Genomic DNA, 17,111 nt, shown 5'->3' with positions numbered 1-17,111 from the left:
CATGGCATTTCCTTTCTCCCGCTCCCTTCGCAATCCCGCACGCCGCGCGCTCATCGCCCTGGCCCTTCCGCTGGTGGCAGGCGCCGCCTTCGCGCAAGCCTGGCCGGCCAAGCCGATCACCGTGGTCGTGCCCTTTCCGCCAGGCGGCCCGACCGACGTGGCCACGCGCATCGTGGCGCAGAAGATGTCGCAGGGCCTGAAGCAGAACATCCTCATCGACAACCGCAGCGGCGCCTCGGGCACCATCGGCGCGGCGGCTGCCGCCAAGGCCGCGCCCGACGGCTACACCTTCGTGATGCTGGCCACGCCCACGCTGCTGGCCGCGCATCTGTACGGCCCCACGCCCTACGACATCTTCAAGAGCTTCACGCCCGTGGGCACGGTGTACGACCTGCCGATCGTGATGGTCGTCAATCCGAAGTCGCTGCCCGAAGTCACCGGCCTGCAAGGCCTGATCGCCAAGGCCAAGGCCGAAGGCGGCAAGCTCAACTACACGACCGCCGGCGCAGGCAGCTTCGGCCACCTGACGACCGAGCAGCTCAAGAACATCGGCAAGTTCGACATGCAGCACGTGCCCTACCGCGGCAGCGCGCCGGCCGTGACCGACCTGATCGGCGGGCAGGTGCCGGCCATGTTCTCGGACCTGGTGGCGGTGATGCCGCACATCCGCGCCGGCACGCTGCGCGCCATTGCGGTCGGTTCTGGCAAGCGCGTGAGCCTGCTGCCCGACGTGAAGACGGTGGCCGAACAAGGCTTCCCGGGCTTCGATGCCACCTCGTGGGGTGGCCTGCTGGCGCCCGCGGGCACGCCCAAGGACGTGGTCGACCGCATGAGCGCCGAGCTGAAAAACGCGCTGGCCGACAAGGACGTGCAGGACAAGCTCGAAAGCGTCGGCTCCTTTGCGGCCTACGGCACACCCGGGCAGACGGGCACGCGCATGCGCCAGGATTTCGAGCGTTGGGGCAAGGTCATTCGCGACAACAAGATCACGAACCAGTAAAACAGCGCTTCGCACGCGGCCGGCAAAGAGACAACACCAGGAGACACGCATGGCAGACAGCAAGAAGACCAAGATGGCCGGCGAGCCGTTCCGCCCCCTGTTTCCGGTGCGCAGCCTCGCCGATATCCGCAGGCTTGAAGAAACGCCGCTCGCGCAGGCGCTGACGGTGCGCAGCACCTACGAGATCTTTCGCAACGCGGGCGCAGCCTTCGGCGGCAAGACGGCGCTCACCTTCCTGCGCACCGGCAACCCGGCCGATGAGCCGATTCGCTGGTCGTATGCCGACTTGCTCGCGGGCATCCACCAGACCGCGAACATGCTGCATGCGCTGGGGGTGGGCCCCCAAGACGCGGTGGCCGTGCTGCTGCCGGGCTGCCTCGAATACCACCTGGCGCTGTGGGGCGGAGAAGCGGCGGGCATCGTGCAACCACTCAACCCGCTGCTTACCGACGAGAAGCTGGTTGCGCTGATGACCGCCGGCCGCGCCAAGGTGCTGATCACCTATGGCTCGGACAGCGAATCGGGCATGTGGTCGAAGGCGATGCGCCTGCGCAGCCAGGTGCCGACACTCACCTCCGTGCTGCGCGTGGCCCCGCATGACGAGGCACCGGGCGCAGCGGGCGCGCTGCCTGAAGGTGTCGCCGAGTTCAATACGCTGCGCGCCGCTCAGCCTGCCGACCGGCTGGTGAGCGGCCGCGACATCGCGCCCGTCGACATTGCCGCCTACTTTCACACCGGCGGCACCACCGGCGCACCCAAGCTCGCGCGCCACAGCCACGGCGCGCAGGTGTTCACCGCCTGGGCCAGCGTGCAGGTCGCGGGCATGAACGACCAGGGCATCTCGATCAACGGCTATCCGCTGTTCCACGTGGCGGGCGTGCTGCCGGCTTCGCTGGCGTCGCTCTCGGCCGGGGTGGAAGTGATCATTCCGACCACCTCGCTGCTGCGCAACAAGGAGGTGCTCGCCAACTACTGGAAGCTGGTCGAGAAGTACCGGCCCACCTCGCTCTCGGCCGTGCCCACGGTGCTGGCCGCATTGGCCAACGTGCCGCTGGACGGCGCCGACATTTCATCGATCGGCTACTGCCGCACGGGCGCTGCGGTGCTTTCGCCGGAGCTGGCCGCGCGCTTCGAGCGGCTGTTCGGCCTGCATGTGCACGAGAGCCTGGGCATGACCGAGATGGCCGGCATCTCCACCATCACGCCGCCGGGCGTGGACGGGCCGGCGGGCTGCGTCGGCTTTCCGCTGCCGTATATGCAGATGCGCATCGTGGCGCTCGATGAAAGCGGCAACGCCAGCGACCGCGACCTGCCGCCGGGCGAGCAGGGCATGGTGCTGTTCAAGTCGCCCAACCTCTTCTCGGGTTTCGTCGACCCGGCGGACAACGCCAAGGCCTTTACCGCCGACGGCTGGCTTGCGACCGGCGACCTGGGCTGGATCGACGGCGAAGGGCGGCTCAATCTCAGCGGTCGCTCGAAAGACCTGATCATCCGCAGCGGCCACAACATCGACCCCAAGGTGATCGAAGACGCGCTGGGCGCGCATCCGGCGGTGCAGCTGTGCGCGGCGGTGGGTGCGCCCGACGCGTATGCGGGCGAGCTGCCGGTGGTGTTTGCAACGCTGGTGCCGGGCGCATCGGCAACCGACGAAGAACTGCTGGCCTTCACCGCCGCGCGCGTGGACGAGGCACCGGCCAAGCCCAAGTCGGTGATCGTCATCGAGAACATGCCGATGACCAACGTCGGCAAGATCTACAAGCCCGAGTTGCGCGCAATGGCGGCGAGCCGCGTGGTGGCTGCGGCCGTCGAGCAGGCGTGCGGCGAGCTTGGCGTCGACGCAGGAGCCATGCCGCGCGTCGCCCATGAGGGAGAGCGCCTGGTGCAGGTGCGCATCGAGGCCGCCGCCGCAGGTGCGCTTGCAGCGCCGCTGCGAGAGCGGATCGAAGCAGCGCTGGCGCCGCTGCCGTTCAAGACGCAGGTGCTCACCGAATAGCCCTGTATCCATCTGGCTGGCGGCACGCACATAAAAACAGATCAACCATCGGAGACATCGAGAACATGAACAACGCCACATTCACCACCCGCCGAGCCCTGCGCGGCCTTGTCCTTGCATCGCTCGCGCTCGCGGCCACCACCGCCGGCTGGGCGCAGACCTATCCGGCCAAGCCGATCCGCATGGTGGTGCCCTTTGCCCCGGGCGGCGCCACCGACGTGCTGGCCCGCGTGATCGGCGAGAAGATGGCCGCGGGGCTGGGCCAGCCGGTCATCATCGACAACAAGCCCGGCGCCGCCGGCATCATCGGCACCGACACCGTGGCCAAGGCGCCGCCCGACGGCTACACCCTGGTGCTGGCGCTGAGCAATTCGCTGCTGACCAACCAGTTCCTCTACCAGAAGCTGCCCTACGACACCCAGCGCGACCTCACGCTGGTCTACCAGATTGCCACCGCGCCGCTGGTGCTGGTGGTGCACCCAAGCGTGCCGGTGAAGAACGGGCCGGAGCTCTTGAAGTACGTGGCCGCCAATAAGGGCAAGGTGGCCTACGGCTCGTACGGCGTGGGCGCGTATCCGCACCTGGCCGGCGCGCACATGAGCCTCACGCAGAAGGCCGAAATGAACCACGTGGCCTACAAGGGCGAGGCGCCGATGCTGCAAGACCTCATCGGCGGCCAGATTCAGATGGCCTTTGCCAGCGCGCTGGTGGCAAAACCGCACATCGAGGCGGGCAAGCTCAAGGCCGTTGGCGTGAGCGGCGAGCGCCGCATGGCCACGCTGCCCGACGTGCCGACGCTGGCCGAGCAAGGGCTGGGCGACGAGGCCTACCGCGTGGCGGGCTGGCTCGCCATTGCCATGCCGGCCGGCACGCCCAAGCCGATCGTGCAGCGCATTGCCGAAGAAGTGGGCAAGGCCACGCGCCAGCCCGACGTGCAGGCACGCGTGGCAGCCATGGGCTTCGACCTGAAGGAGAGCTCGCCCGAGGCCTTTACCGCCGTGTACAAGAAGGAAAGCCCGATCTGGGAGCGCCTGATCAAGGATTCTGGCGCCAAGCTCGAATAGCCCGTTTCGAGAGGGCCGGAGGGGGGCGGAAATGGGGCCGCAGCTTAGGAAAACCCCGATGAACGGATGGACATGGATCGTTACCATCCATGGCTGCTTTCCCCCTCCCTCTCGATGACCACTCCCAACGAGTCCGGCCCCTTGCTGGACGCCGCCAGCCCCCTCCCCCCAGACATCGAAGCCGCCGACGAGCCCACCAAGGTGCCGCTCGCCATCGAGGACTGGCTCACCGTGATCATCATGGGCGCGTTGGCACTCATCACCTTTGCCAACGTGCTGGTGCGCTACTTCACCGACTCTTCGTTTGCCTGGACGGAGGAGTTCTCGGTCTTTCTCATGATCATGCTGGCGCTGGTGGCCGGCTCGGCCGCCGTGGCGCGCGACAGGCACATCCGCATCGAATATTTTTCGGAGAGCGGCTCCATGGCGCGGCGCAAGCGGCTCGCGCAGTTCGGCGCGCTCATGATCGCCATTCTGTTCACGCTGATCGGCGCGCTCAGCATCCGCATGGTGTGGGACGACTACCGCTTCGACGAGACCACGCCCGGCATCGGCCTTCCGGCCTGGTGGTATTCGATGTGGCTGCCCATCGTGTCCTTTGCCATCGCGCTGCGCGCCGTGGGCCTGATGATCCGCCGCGGCCGCAAGGCGTACACCCCCGAGCAAGACCGCAAAAAAGGCGACGCATCGTGATCGCCACCCTGCTTTTCGTCGCCTTCGTCGCGATGATGCTGGTGGGCGTGCCCATCGGTGCCGCGCTCGGCCTGGCCGGCGCCGCCTGCATTGCGCTGGCCAACAGCGACGCCCAGTGGTTCGGCTTGCTGGCCGTGCCGCAGAACTTTTATGCCGGCCTCGGCAAGTACCCGCTGCTGGCCATTCCGATGTTCGTGCTGGTGGGCTCCATCTTCGACCGCTCGGGCGTTGCGCTGCGGCTCGTCAACTTTGCGGTCGCCATCGTCGGCCGCGGCCCAGGCATGCTGCCGCTGGTGGCGATTGCGGTGGCGATGTTCCTCGGCGGCATCTCGGGTTCGGGCCCGGCCAATGCCGCCGCCGTGGGCGCAGTGATGATCGCCGCCATGTCGCGCGCCGGCTACCCGGCCGCGTTCTCGGCCAGCGTAGTAGGCGCCGCGGCGGCCACCGACATCCTGATTCCGCCTTCGGTCGCGTTCATCGTCTACTCGGTGCTGGTGCCCGGCGCCTCGGTACCGGCGCTGTTTGCGGCCGGCATGATCCCGGGCGTGATGGCCGGCCTGGCGTTGATGATTCCGGCCGTGCTGCTGGCCCGCCAACACAAGATGGGGGCACTCGAATCGACGTTGCCGCGCCCGCCGTTCTGGAAGAGTTTTCGCGAGGCGATCTGGGGCCTGGCGGCGCCGGTGCTGATTCTGGGCGGCATGCGCGCGGGCTGGTTCACTCCCACCGAAGCAGCAGTGGTGGCTGTGTTCTACGGCCTGTTCGTGGGCATGTGCGTGCACCGGACCATCAAGGTGCGCGACCTGTTCGTGATCTTGCGCGAATCGGGCGAGCTCTCGGCGGTGATCCTGCTGGTGGTGTCGCTCGCGGGGATCTTTGCGTACTCGCTTTCGACGCTGGGCATCATCGACCCAGTGACGCGCGCCATCGTCAATTCGGGCCTGGGTGAATACGGCATCCTGGCGTTGCTGATCCTGCTCTTGATCACTGTCGGCATGTTCCTGGACGGCGTGTCGATCTTCCTGATCTTCGTGCCGCTGTTGCTGCCGATCGTCCAGTACTACAAGTGGGACCCGGTGTGGTTCGGCGTCATCCTCACGCTGAAGGTCGCATTGGGGCAGTTCACGCCACCGCTCGCGGTCAACCTGATGGTGTCGTGCCGCATCGCCAAGGTGCGCATGGAAGAAACCGTGCGCTGGGTGGGCTGGATGCTGTTCTCGATGTTCCTGGTGATGGTGCTGGTGATCGCATTCCCGGAACTTGCGTTGTGGCTGCCTCGGAAGCTCGGGTATTGAGATGCGACCCTGCTTCTCTTTGCTTCGCGCTGTTCGGTTAGCTCCTTGTTCAGGGGGCGCACCAGCAGCGTGCCCCAGTGCACAGGGCATCGGGTGCTCCCCGCAGCGAAATAAAGGAGGAGGGGCGCAGCCCCGGGGGACATTCGCGGAGGGGAGTACCCGGTGGCCTTTGCACACGCCCTGAACAGCAGCGCCAAAACATCAGCAAACGTTCCCGAAAACATCCACCACTTAGTTGTGTTCAGAAAACAAGGAGACCTCTCATGAAATTCCGCCGCACCCTCTTGGGCCTTGCCGCCGTAGCCACCGCCCTGGGCATGTTCTCGACCGGCGCCATGGCGCAGGCCGCCTACAAGCCCGAATACAAGATGTCGCTCGTGCTCGGCCCGCCCACACCCTGGGGCCAGGCCGGGAAGATCTGGGCCGACCTCGTGAAGGAGCGTACCCAGGGCCGCATCAACATCAAGCTCTACCCCGGTGTTTCGCTCATCCAGGGCGACCAGACCCGCGAGTTCAGCGCGCTTCGCCAGGGCGTCATCGACATGGCCGTGGGCTCGACCATCAACTGGTCGCCGCAAGTCAAGCAGCTCAACCTCTTCTCCATGCCCTTCCTGATGCCCGACTACGCGGCCATCGACGCGCTCACGCAAGGCGAAGTCGGCAAGGACATGTTCAAGACCCTCGACAAGGCCGGTGTGGTGCCCCTTGCCTGGGGTGAGAACGGCTACCGCGAAATCACCAACTCCAAGAAGCCGATCAAGTCGCCTGAAGACCTGAAGGGCATGAAGATCCGTGTCGTCGGCTCGCCGATTTATTCCGACATGTTCACCGCGCTGGGCGCCAACCCCACGCAGATGAGCTGGGCCGATGCCCAGCCCGCACTCGCCAGCGGCGCGGTCGACGGGCAGGAGAACCCGCTCTTCCTGTTCACCGTGCTCAAGATGCAGAACGTGGGCCAGAAGTTCGTCACCACCTGGGGCTACGTGGCCGATCCGCTGGTCTTCGTGGTCAACAAGGAAATCTGGGCTTCGTGGACGCCAGCCGACCAGGCCATCGTGCGCCAGGCCGCCATTGATGCCGGCCAGCAAGAGATTGCCATTGCACGCAAAGGCCTTGTCGAAGCCGACAAGCCGGTGCTGAAGGACATTGCCGGCATGGGCGTGACCGTGACCCAGCTCACGCCCGCCGAGCGCGAAGCCTTCGTGAAGGCCACGCGGCCGGTGTACGAAAAGTGGAAGGGCACCGTGGGTGCCGACCTCGTGGCAAAGGCCGAGAAGGCCATTGCTGCACGGAAGAAGTAAGCAGCAAGCAACACCGTGCCGCTTCAGGGTGGCGCCGCGACAATGTCGCGATGCACACCCTGATCATCGACACGGATCCCGGCGCGGACGACGTGATCGCGCTGCTGTTCGCCATGGCGGCGCCTGAAACGCTGAAGCTCCAGGCGCTGACCACGGTGGCCGGCAATGTTCCGCTGGCCAAGACCTCGCGCAACGCGCGCCTCGCCTGCGAATGGGCCGGCCGGCCAGATGTTCCGGTGTACGCCGGTGCGGAGCGCCCGCTGCAGCGCACGCCGATCTACGCGGCCAACATCCACGGACGCGAAGGCATCACCGGCGTCGAGGTTCACGAGCCGGCTGTGCCGCTGGCCGAAGGGCACGCGGTCGATTACCTCATTCGCACGCTGCGTGCGGCGCCCGAGAAAAGCGTGACGCTTGCCATGCTCGGCCCGCAAACCAACCTTGCGCTGGCGCTCGGGCAAGCCCCCGACATCGTGCGCGGCTTGCGAGAACTCGTGCTCATGGCCGGCGCGCATTTCAACGGCGGCAACATCACGCCGACCGCGGAGTTCAACGTGTTCGCCGATCCGCATGCGGCAGAGGTTGTGCTGAAAAGCGGCGTGCCGACGACGATGCTGCCGCTGGACGTGACGCACAAGATTCTCACGAGCGAAGAGCGCATCGCGCGGCTGCGCGGCATCGGCAACCGGGCCGGCACCATCGTCGCCGACATTCTGGACGCCTATGCACCGCAGGAAATGCGGCACTACGACATGCCCGGCGGACCGGTGCACGACGCCACCGTCATCGCCTACCTGCTGCAGCCTTCGCTCTTCAGGGGCAGGCCGGTCAACGTTGAAATCGACAGCCGAGAAGGCATGGGTTTTGGCCAGACGGCGGCCGACTGGTACGGCAGCCTGAACCGCCCCGCCAACGCAAACTGGATCGTCGATGGCGATGCGCAGGGATTCTTCGACCTGCTGAACGAACATATCGCACGGCTGCCCTGAGAACCGGGGTAATAAAAAAGCCACGCTGCGAACAGCGTGGCTTTTGCTTTTTGTGCCGCAGCGAATCGAATCGATCAGTGCTGCAGGATCTTGTTGAGGAAATCCTTGGTGCGCGGCTGACGGTTTTCCGGGTGGCTGAAGAACTCGTCCTTCGGGCAGTCTTCAAGAATCTTGCCGCCCACGTCGATGAAGATCACGCGGCTGGCCACCTTGCGGGCAAAGGCCATTTCGTGCGTCACCACCATCATGGTCATGCCGTCCCTGGCCAGGCTCACCATCACGTCGAGCACTTCGCCGACCATTTCGGGATCGAGCGCCGAAGTGGGTTCGTCGAACAGCATCACGATCGGGTCCATGCTGAGCGCACGGGCAATGGCCACGCGCTGCTGCTGGCCGCCGGAGAGCTGACCCGGGAACTTGTCCTTGTGCGCCATCAGGCCCACGCGGTCGAGCATCTTGAGGCCGCGCGTCTTGGCTTCTTCGGGACTGCGGCCGAGCACCTTGATCTGGGCGATCGTGAGGTTCTCGGTGACCGAGAGGTGCGGAAACAGCTCGAAGTGCTGAAACACCATGCCGACCTTGGAGCGCAGCTTGGGCAGGTTGGTCTTGGGGTCGTGCAGCGGAATGCCGTTGACGGTGATCTCGCCCTTCTGGAAGGGCTCGAGCGCATTCACGGTCTTGATGAGGGTGGATTTGCCCGAGCCCGAGGGCCCGCACACCACCACCACGTCGCCCTTGGAGATGCTCACCGAACAATCGTTGAGCACCTGCACCGGGCCATACCACTTGGAGACGTTCTTGATTTCAATCATTTTTTCGGACATTTCTTTCTCCGGTTCAGCCACTCAGCGAATGATGGCAATCTTCTTGTGGAGGCGCTTGACGAGCCACGACAAGGCATAGCACATGATGAAGTAAACGACGGCCGCGAGCAGGTAGGCCTCGATCGGGCGGCCGAAGTTCTTGCCCGCGGTCTCGAAGCCCTTGAGCATGTCGTACGCGCCGATGGCGTACACCAGCGAGGTGTCCTGGAACAGGATGATGGTCTGCGTGAGCAGCACCGGCAGCATGTTGCGGAAAGCTTGCGGCAACACCACCAGGCGCATGTTCTGGCCGTAGGTCATGCCGACCGCCTGGCCCGCATACACCTGGCCGCGCGGAATCGACTGGATGCCCGCTCGCATGATCTCGCTGAAGTAGGCCGCCTCGAACGCGATGAAGGTGATCACGGCCGAGATTTCCGAGCGGTAGTTCGAGCCGATGGAGCCGAAAGCCGCGTAGAACGAGGCCGGCACCAAGAGGAAGAACCACAAGATGACCATCACCAGCGGAATGCTTCGCATGCCGTTGACGTAGATGGCAGCAGGCGCATCGAGCCACTTCTTGCCCGAGAGCCGCATAAGCGCCAGCACGGTGCCAAAGAGCACGCCGCCAATGGTGGCGACGATCGTCAGCATGATGCTGAAGTAGAAGCCCTTGACGACGAAGTTGCTGATGACGTCCCAGTTGTAGAACGACAGGTCGAGATTCATTGTGCCTCCTGCCGGGCCGCCCCAAAGGGGGCACGCGCCCCCTCGGGGGGCAGTGAAACGGCGTAGCCGCGAACGTGGGGGTACGTCATGTCAATGCCCCCCGCCGCCGCTGGCCGAGACGATGAAGCCCGGCACACGCGTCTTCTTCTCGATGAAAGCCATGATGCGGTTGATTGCAAAGGCCGAGATCACGTAGAGCCCGGTTACCGCAAGGTACACCTCGATGCCGCGCGAGGTCTCTTCCTGCGCCTGCATGGCGAACATCGTGAGTTCGGTCACCGACACGGCAAACGCCACCGACGAGTTCTTGAAGATGTTCATCGTTTCGCTCGTGAGCGGCGGAATGATGATGCGGTAGGCCATTGGCAAGATCACGTAGCGGTAGTACTGCGTGGTGGTAAAGCCCACTGCCATGCCTGCGTAGCGCTGGCCCTTGGGCAATGCCTGAATGCCCGAGCGCACCTGCTCGGCAATTCGCGCCGAGGTAAAGAAGCCCAGCGCCAGCACCACCAGCACAAAGCTCGGCACGCCCTTCATGACCGGAATCAGCGCCGGAATGACGTGGTACCAGAGGAAGATCTGCACCAAGAGCGGAATGTTGCGGAACAGCTCGACCCAGGCATTGCCCAGGCGCACGAGCCAGGGGCTGTTGGGCAAGGTGCGGATGATGCCGATGAGCGAACCCAGCACCAGCGCGACGATGAGCGCCAGCAGCGCCACCGACACGGTCCAGCCCCATGCGGACAACATCCACTCCCAGTAGGTCGGGTACTTCCCGCCCGGGTCTTGCAAGAAGACCTGCCAATCCCAGTTTGATCCCATCGGGGACTCTCCTTCTTTCAGATTTCCAGACTGCCAGCTTGCAGAGGCCATGCCCGCGCGCCGCATTGCGTTGCCTGCGAAAACAAACGCCCGCCGGGGGCGGCGGGCGTTCGCGGATGACCTTCGTGGCGATTACTTCTTCGCGGCGTACTCTTCCATCGGCTTGTCGTTGGGGTTGGCCCAGGCCGACTTGGTGGCTTCCGACAGCGGCAGGTTCACGGTGACGTTTGCCGGGGGAATCGGCTTCAGGAACCACTTGTCCCAGAGCTTGGCGAGTTCGCCGTTCTTGATCTGCGCCTTGATGCTGTCGTCCACCACCTTCTTGAAGGCGGCGTCGTCCTTGCGGATCATGATGGCGATGGGCTCGACGCTGAGCACTTCGCCCACGATCTTGTAGTCGGCAGGCGACTTGGACTTGGCGATGTTCGAAGCCAGGATGGAACCGTCCATCACGAAGGCGTCGGCGCGGCCCGATTCGAGCAGCAGGAAGCTGTCCGAGTGGTCCTTGCCATACAGCTCCTTGAAGTCGATGCCGCCGGCGCGTTCGTTCTTGCGCAGGGTTTGCACCGACGTGGTGCCGGTGGTGGTGGCCACGGTCTTGCCGTTCAGGTCCTTGATGCTGGTGATGCCCGAGTTGGCCTTGACTGCAATGCGCACTTCCTCGACGTAGGTGGTGACAGCGAACGAAACGTCCTTCTGGCGCGTGGCGTTGTTGGTGGTGGAGCCGCACTCCAGGTCGACGGTGCCGTTTTGCACCAGGGGCACGCGGTTTTGCGAGGTCACGGGCTGGAACTTGGTTTCCAGCTTGGCCAGGCCGAGGTGCTTCTGGATGTCGCGAATGATGTTGGCGCAGACGTCGTAGTGGAAACCGGTGTACTGGCCATTGCCCAGCGTGTACGAAAGGCCGGAAGATTCCCGCACGCCTTCGGTGATGGTGCCCGAGGCCTTGATCTTGGCCAGGGTGTCATTGGCTTGTGCAAACGCGCTGCCGGCAGCCACGGCTGCGATTGCCAATGCCAATACTTGCTTTTTCATACGGAAAACTCCTGAGGTGACTGGAAGATACAGATACAACTAAATTTTAGACATTCAGGTCATGGGGAATACCCGGGCCAACCCGGTGCATTCTCGATGACGTTTGCACCGGCCCCGCGCATCGCAGCGCCGTCGTGGTGCAAGGCTACCCATTGGCATTGTCCGACTTTCACTAAGCAGCCTTTGTGCCCGAGGGCTCAGCAGCCGGCGGCACCGGTGCGGACAGGCGAACCGGCTGGGTCAGGTTTTCGGGCACGAGCAGCGCGTCCATCTCGGCGCGCGTCATGATGCCCAGCGATTCGGCCACCAGGTCGATGGGCCCGCCGGTGGCCAGCGCGGTCTTGGCGATGAGCGCCGCCTTTTCGTAGCCGATGAGGGGATTGAGCGCGGTAACCAGCGTGACCGATTCCCGCACCCGCTTGGCCAGGAACTCGCGGTTCGCCTCGATGCCCTCGACGCAGTTCTGCCGCAGCGTGATGCAGGCGTTGCTCAGGTGCCGGATGCTCTTGAACAGGCTCCACCCCATGATGGGCTCGAAGGCGTTGAGCTGCAGCTGGCCGGCTTCCGATGCCATGGTGACCGTGATGTCGTTGCCGATGACCTCGAAAGCCACCTGGTTCATGACTTCCGGGATCACCGGATTGACCTTGCCCGGCATGATCGACGAGCCGGCCTGCCGCGCCGGCAGGCGGATCTCGCCGAAGCCGGCCTGCGGGCCGCTGGACAACAGGCGCAGGTCGTTGCAGGTCTTGCTGAGCTTGGTGGCCACGCGCTTGAGCACGCCCGAAAGCTGCACGAAGGCGCCAGTGTCCTGCGTGGCCTCGATCAGGTTGGCGGCCTGCTTCAGCGGCACGCCGCTCTGTTCGGCCAGGTACTGGCAGGCCAGGTTGGCATAGCCGTGTGGTGCGTTGATGCCGGTGCCGATGGCGGTGGCGCCGAGGTTGATTTCTTCGATGAGCGCACGCGCCTCGCCGAGCCGTGCCTCGTCTTCGCCGATCATGATGGCGTAGGTCAGGAACTCCTGGCCCAGAGTCATGGGCACGGCGTCCTGCAGCTGGGTGCGGCCGATCTTGAGGATGTCCTTGAACTCGAGCGCCTTGGCTTCGAAGCTCTTGCGCAGCGCCGCCATGGATTCGAGCAGCTTGCCGATGGCAAACCACAGCGCCAGCCGCACCGCGGTGGGATACACGTCGTTGGTGCTCTGCGAGGCGTTGACGTGGTCGTTGGGGTGCAGCACGTCGTAGCGGCCTTTTTCATGGCCCAGCTTCTCGAGCGCGAGGTTGCAGATCACCTCGTTGGCGTTCATGTTGGTCGAGGTGCCCGCGCCGCCCTGGATCACGTCGACCACGAATTCGTCGAGCAGCTTGCCTTCGACCAGGTCGTCGCAGGCCAGGATGATGGCCGCCGCGCGATCGCGGTCGATGGCGCCCAGGTCGGCATTGGCGCGCGTGGCGGCCTTCTTGACCAGCGCCAGGGCGCGCACCAGGTCGGGCATGGCCGACACGCGGGTGCCTGAAATTGCAAAGTTCTCGACCGCGCGCGCCGTGTGCACGCCCCAGTAGGCAGAGGCAGGAATCTGCTTTTCGCCGAGGAAGTCGTGTTCGGTCCTGAAATTGGGGCTCATACAGGTTCCTCGGCTAAAAAAAAGCACGCGGGTGGCGCGTGCCGTAAGACTTGCTGTGACAGCGATCTGAAAACTGCCGCGACTGTAGTGGCGGCCAGCCCGCGACGCCAATGCCTTTTGCGGGGGGCCTCATGCGCAGCATTTATAGATTGTGCAGCGCACAAATTCGAAGCGTCAACATCGCAACGCGTTTCAACGGGTCGGCTGGGCGCCAACCAGGTAAGACCACAGCGCATCGGCCGTGCGCTTGGGCTGCAGGCTTTCCGTGACCGCCGCAGCTTTTGCGGAGCGGCCCGTGCCGGCCTTCACGGGCACGGGCGCGCTGGGCCGCTCGCGGTAGGCGCGGATTTCCATCGTCGCTTCCAGGCTGTCGATTTCGGGCGGCAGCGCGCTCACCAGCTTGCGCGCCTTGATCTCCTTGCGCACCGCGCTTTGCGGCAGGAACGCAATGCCGTGGCCTTCGAGCGCCATCACCTTCAGGCCCTCGGCCATGTCGGTTTCATAGACCCGGTCGAGGTGGATGGCGGTGCCCGATTCCTTCAGCAGCTGGTCGACCACCCGGCCCAGGTAGGCGCCTGGCGCGTAGCCCAGGTAGGGCAGCGGCTGGCCGGGCCGGCCGGGCAGGCGAAAACGCGGCGCGCCCTCGGCGTCGGCCTTGACCCACGGGGCCACGGTTTCTTCGCCGAGACTGACCATCTCGTACTTGTTGGCGTCCAGCTGCAGCGGCTGCGAGGGATGGTGATAGGCAATCAGCAGGTCGCAGCTGCCTTCGACCAGGCGCAGCACCGCGTCGTGCACGTTGAGTGCGATGAGCCGGCTCTTGATGGGCCCGAAGTGCTCGCGCAGGCTGGTCACCCACGAGGGAAAAAAGGTGAAGGCCAGTGTGTGCGGCACCGCAATCTCGATCACGTCCTGCCCGGCGGCCGAATGGCCGCGCAGCATGGCCCGGGTGCTCTGCAGCGATTGCAGCATCTCAATGGCCTGGCTGTAGAGCGTTTGGCCCGCGGGCGTGAGGCGAGTGGGGTACGAGCTGCGGTCGACCAGGTCGGTGCCGGCCCAGCCCTCCAGCGCCTGGATGCGCCGCGAAAAAGCCGGTTGTGTAACGTGCCTCAATTGGGCCGAGCGGCTGAAGCTGCGCGTTTCCGCCAGGCTGATGAAGTCTTCTAGCCACTTTGTTTCCATACGCGGCGATTATGCGAGCGCCGCGCCATACTGGGCGCCCCTCCTTTTCCCGCACTCGCCATGTCTGTTGCCGACCTGCCCGAACTGAACGCCACCGAACTGTCGCAGCTGATTGCAGCGCGGAAGGTGTCTTGCCGAGAGGTGATGCAAGCTTCGCTGGCCCGCATCGAGGCGCTCAACCCCCGCTTCAACGCCATCGTTTCGCTGCGCGAACCCGAGGCCCTGCTGGCCGAGGCAAACGAGCGCGATGCCGAGCTCGCACGCGGTGAGCGGCGCGGCTGGATGCACGGCTTTCCGCTGGCGGTAAAGGATTTGAGCCATGCCGCCGGCCTGCCGACCTCGATGGGCTCGCCGCTTTCGCCGCGCTCTCCGGCGCGCACAGACAGCCTGCACGTGGCGCGCATGCGCGAGTCGGGCGCCATCGTCATCGGCAAGACCAACACGCCGGAGTTCGGCCTGGGCTCGAACACCTACAACACGGTGTTCGGCATTACCCGCAACGCCCATGCGCCCGACCGCAGCGCCGGCGGCAGCAGCGGCGGCGCGGCAGTGGCGCTGGCCCTGGGCATGCTGCCGGTGGCCGACGGCAGCGACATGATGGGCTCGCTGCGCAACCCGGCCGCCTTCAACAACGTGATCGGCATGCGGCCTTCACGCGGCCGCGTGCCCGGCGATCCCGAGCAGGAACTGTTCTTTCAGCAACTGGGCACCGAAGGACCGATGGGCCGCACCGTCGAAGACACTGCCCGGCTGCTCACAGTGCAGGCGGGCTTCGACACACGCGTGCCGCTGTCGTCGCCGCAGGCCTTGCCCGCGCCCGATGCGCTGCGGCTCGATGACAACGTGGAGGGGCTGCGGGTGGGCTGGCTGGGCAGTATCTGGCCCGATCTGCCGCTGGCGCCGGGCATCCGCGAACTGGGCGAAGGCGCACTCGACACCTTTCGCGGCATCGGCTGCGACGTGGAGCCCTGCACGCTCGACGTGCCGCGCGAGCACAACTGGAGCGCCTGGCTGCGCCTGCGGCAGCTGCTGGTGGGCGGCAAACTCGGCGCGTACCTGAGCGACCCGAAGCTCTTTGCCCAGCTCAAGCCCGAGGCGCAGTGGGAAATCGAGCAGAGCCGCCACCTGGATGCGGCGTCGCTGTACCAGGCTTCGGTCTATCGCTCGAATGTGTACCGCGCGTTCCTCAGGCTGTTCGAGCGCTTCGACTTCGTGCTGGCGCCATCGGCGCAGGTGTTCCCTTTCGACGCCGAGCTGCACTGGCCGGCCGAAGTGGCCGGCGTGCCGAGCGACACGTACCACCGCTGGATGGAAATCGTGACGCCGTTCACCCTGGCTGGCCTGCCGACGCTGAATGTGCGCGCGGGATTCGGCGAGGGAGGATTGCCGATGGGCCTGCAGCTGGCCGGGCCCATTCATGCGGACCTCGATGTGCTGCGGCTTGGGCATGCGTACGACCAGGCCTGCGGCTGGGGCGCCCGGCGTCCCGCGGCTTTGGGCTGACTCCCTCCCCTTCCGGGGGAGGGTTGGGGTGGGGGCAAGCGGCGCATCCGATGGGCGCCCTGCCCGCCCCCATCCCAACCTTCCCCCAGAGGGGGAAGGGGCAAGGCATCAGACCGGGGTCAAGACGCCGCGCCCTGCGAAATGCCCTTCGGCATTCGCAAGAAAATGGTCGACCGACTTCTGCGTCGCCTCCGGCGACCAGCCCGCCATGTGCGGCGTCAGCAGCACATTGTCCAGGCCCACCAGCGGCTCGGGCCGCTTGGGTTCGCTTTCGTATACATCGAGCCCTGCGCCCGCAATACGGTTCTCGCGCAGCGCCGCGGCCAGCGCCTCGGTATCGACCACGCTGCCGCGGCCGATGCTGACGAGAAAGCCCTGCGGCCCCAGCGCATCGAGCACCTCGGCATTCACCAGGTGGCGCGTGGCGGGGCCGCCTGGCGCGGCGAGCACCAGAAAGTCGGCCCATGTGGCGAGCGACTTCAGGTCGTCGAAGTAGCGCTGCGTTGCGCCTTCGCGCGGCTTGCGGTTGTGATAGCCCACTTCCATGTCGAACGCGGCGGCGCGCTTGGAGATCTTCTGACCGATGGTGCCCATACCGAGGATGCCGAGCTTCTTGCCCGACACGTTCGGCGGCTGCGGAATGGCCTCGCGCCACACGCCCTCGCGGCACAGCCGGTCGAGCTGGCGAAACCCGCGAACGATGCTGATCAGCAGGCCGAAGGCATGGTCGGCCACGCAATCGTCATTGGTGCCGGCGCCGTTTGCGGTCACGATGCCGCGCGCCCGGGTCACGTCGAGCGGCACGCCTTCGTAGCCCGCGCCCATGCAGCAGACGAGTTCGAGCGCCGGCATGGCCGCGATTTCCTCAGGCGTGATGCCGATCACGCCGATGGTCAGCACCGCGCGAAATTTCTTGCCGTGTTCGGCAACGGCTGCGGCACGCGCGGCGGCATCGAAGGCGTAGGTCACGTCGTAGACCTCGGCAATCTGGGCCTGGTGGGCGCTCGAGAGGCTGTTGAGCACCAGCAGGGGAATCTTGGTCGGCACGTCTGAACTCCTGGATCGATGAAAGTAAGGA

The 17,111-nt window shown here is 65.4% G+C and carries 15 protein-coding genes; 8 read left to right on the top strand and 7 right to left on the bottom strand.

Going from position 1 to position 17,111, the window contains the following annotated elements:
• Position 1 precedes the first annotated feature (1 nt).
• From QHG62_RS22395 to QHG62_RS22365, 7 genes are all read left to right on the top strand, one after another.
• Complete coding sequence (locus QHG62_RS22395; protein WP_281147838.1) at positions 2-1,000, top strand: Bug family tripartite tricarboxylate transporter substrate binding protein; 999 nt, start codon at positions 2-4, stop codon at positions 998-1,000.
• Positions 1,001-1,049: 49 nt separating this feature from the next.
• Positions 1,050-2,993, top strand: coding sequence for an acyl-CoA synthetase (locus tag QHG62_RS22390; RefSeq protein ID WP_281147837.1), 1,944 nt, complete (start codon positions 1,050-1,052; stop codon positions 2,991-2,993).
• 65 nt (positions 2,994-3,058) lie between these two features.
• Positions 3,059-4,057 carry a Bug family tripartite tricarboxylate transporter substrate binding protein gene (locus tag QHG62_RS22385; RefSeq protein WP_281147836.1) on the top strand — a complete coding sequence of 333 codons (999 nt, stop codon included), beginning with the start codon at positions 3,059-3,061 and terminating at the stop codon, positions 4,055-4,057.
• A gap of 114 nt (positions 4,058-4,171) precedes the next feature.
• On the top strand, positions 4,172-4,750 hold the full coding sequence (locus QHG62_RS22380) for a TRAP transporter small permease (RefSeq protein ID WP_281147835.1): 579 nt from the start codon (positions 4,172-4,174) through the stop codon (positions 4,748-4,750).
• Positions 4,747-6,045, top strand: a complete 1,299-nt coding sequence (locus tag QHG62_RS22375) for a TRAP transporter large permease (protein ID WP_126747581.1) — start codon at positions 4,747-4,749, stop codon at positions 6,043-6,045. The genes QHG62_RS22380 and QHG62_RS22375 overlap by 4 nt, the downstream gene beginning before the upstream one ends.
• Positions 6,046-6,308: 263 nt before the next feature.
• Complete coding sequence (locus QHG62_RS22370; RefSeq protein ID WP_281147834.1) at positions 6,309-7,346, top strand: DctP family TRAP transporter solute-binding subunit; 1,038 nt, start codon at positions 6,309-6,311, stop codon at positions 7,344-7,346.
• A 50-nt stretch (positions 7,347-7,396) separates the two neighbouring features.
• Positions 7,397-8,335, top strand: a complete 939-nt coding sequence (locus tag QHG62_RS22365) for a nucleoside hydrolase (RefSeq protein WP_281147833.1) — start codon at positions 7,397-7,399, stop codon at positions 8,333-8,335.
• A gap of 74 nt (positions 8,336-8,409) precedes the next feature.
• On the opposite strand, the gene QHG62_RS22360 is transcribed toward QHG62_RS22365, so the two are convergent.
• The 6 genes from QHG62_RS22360 to QHG62_RS22335 form a co-directional block, all read right to left on the bottom strand.
• Positions 8,410-9,147 (bottom strand): amino acid ABC transporter ATP-binding protein, encoded by a 738-nt coding sequence (locus tag QHG62_RS22360; RefSeq protein ID WP_258508239.1) that lies wholly within the window; start codon positions 9,145-9,147, stop codon positions 8,410-8,412.
• Positions 9,148-9,180: 33 nt separating this feature from the next.
• Entirely contained in the window at positions 9,181-9,867 is a 687-nt protein-coding gene (locus QHG62_RS22355) for an amino acid ABC transporter permease (RefSeq protein ID WP_281147832.1), read from the bottom strand.
• Between the two features lie 90 nt (positions 9,868-9,957).
• Positions 9,958-10,689: an amino acid ABC transporter permease gene (locus QHG62_RS22350; protein ID WP_281147831.1), complete on the bottom strand. Its 732-nt coding sequence runs from the start codon at positions 10,687-10,689 to the stop codon at positions 9,958-9,960.
• A gap of 132 nt (positions 10,690-10,821) precedes the next feature.
• Positions 10,822-11,724, bottom strand: a complete 903-nt coding sequence (locus QHG62_RS22345; protein ID WP_281147830.1) for an amino acid ABC transporter substrate-binding protein — start codon at positions 11,722-11,724, stop codon at positions 10,822-10,824.
• Between the two features lie 172 nt (positions 11,725-11,896).
• The gene (locus tag QHG62_RS22340) at positions 11,897-13,348 is read right to left on the bottom strand and encodes an aspartate ammonia-lyase (RefSeq protein WP_281147829.1); all 1,452 of its coding nucleotides are present in this window, start codon (positions 13,346-13,348) and stop codon (positions 11,897-11,899) included.
• 192 nt (positions 13,349-13,540) lie between these two features.
• A complete protein-coding gene (locus tag QHG62_RS22335) occupies positions 13,541-14,530 on the bottom strand; it encodes a LysR substrate-binding domain-containing protein (RefSeq protein ID WP_281147828.1) in 990 nt (329 codons plus the stop codon).
• Between the two features lie 60 nt (positions 14,531-14,590).
• Here QHG62_RS22335 and QHG62_RS22330 point away from each other — a divergent pair, with 60 nt between their 5' ends.
• Positions 14,591-16,033 (top strand): amidase, encoded by a 1,443-nt coding sequence (locus QHG62_RS22330; RefSeq protein ID WP_281147827.1) that lies wholly within the window; start codon positions 14,591-14,593, stop codon positions 16,031-16,033.
• A 108-nt stretch (positions 16,034-16,141) separates the two neighbouring features.
• On the opposite strand, the gene QHG62_RS22325 is transcribed toward QHG62_RS22330, so the two are convergent.
• Positions 16,142-17,080 carry a 2-hydroxyacid dehydrogenase gene (locus QHG62_RS22325; RefSeq protein ID WP_281147826.1) on the bottom strand — a complete coding sequence of 313 codons (939 nt, stop codon included), beginning with the start codon at positions 17,078-17,080 and terminating at the stop codon, positions 16,142-16,144.
• Between the last annotated feature and the right edge of the window lie 31 nt (positions 17,081-17,111).

The organism is Variovorax paradoxus (assembly GCF_029919115.1).
Lineage (GTDB): Bacteria > Pseudomonadota > Gammaproteobacteria > Burkholderiales > Burkholderiaceae_C > Variovorax > Variovorax paradoxus_O.
The sequence above is the reverse complement of the archived record's forward strand: the minus strand, read 5'-3'. Positions and strand labels throughout refer to the sequence as shown.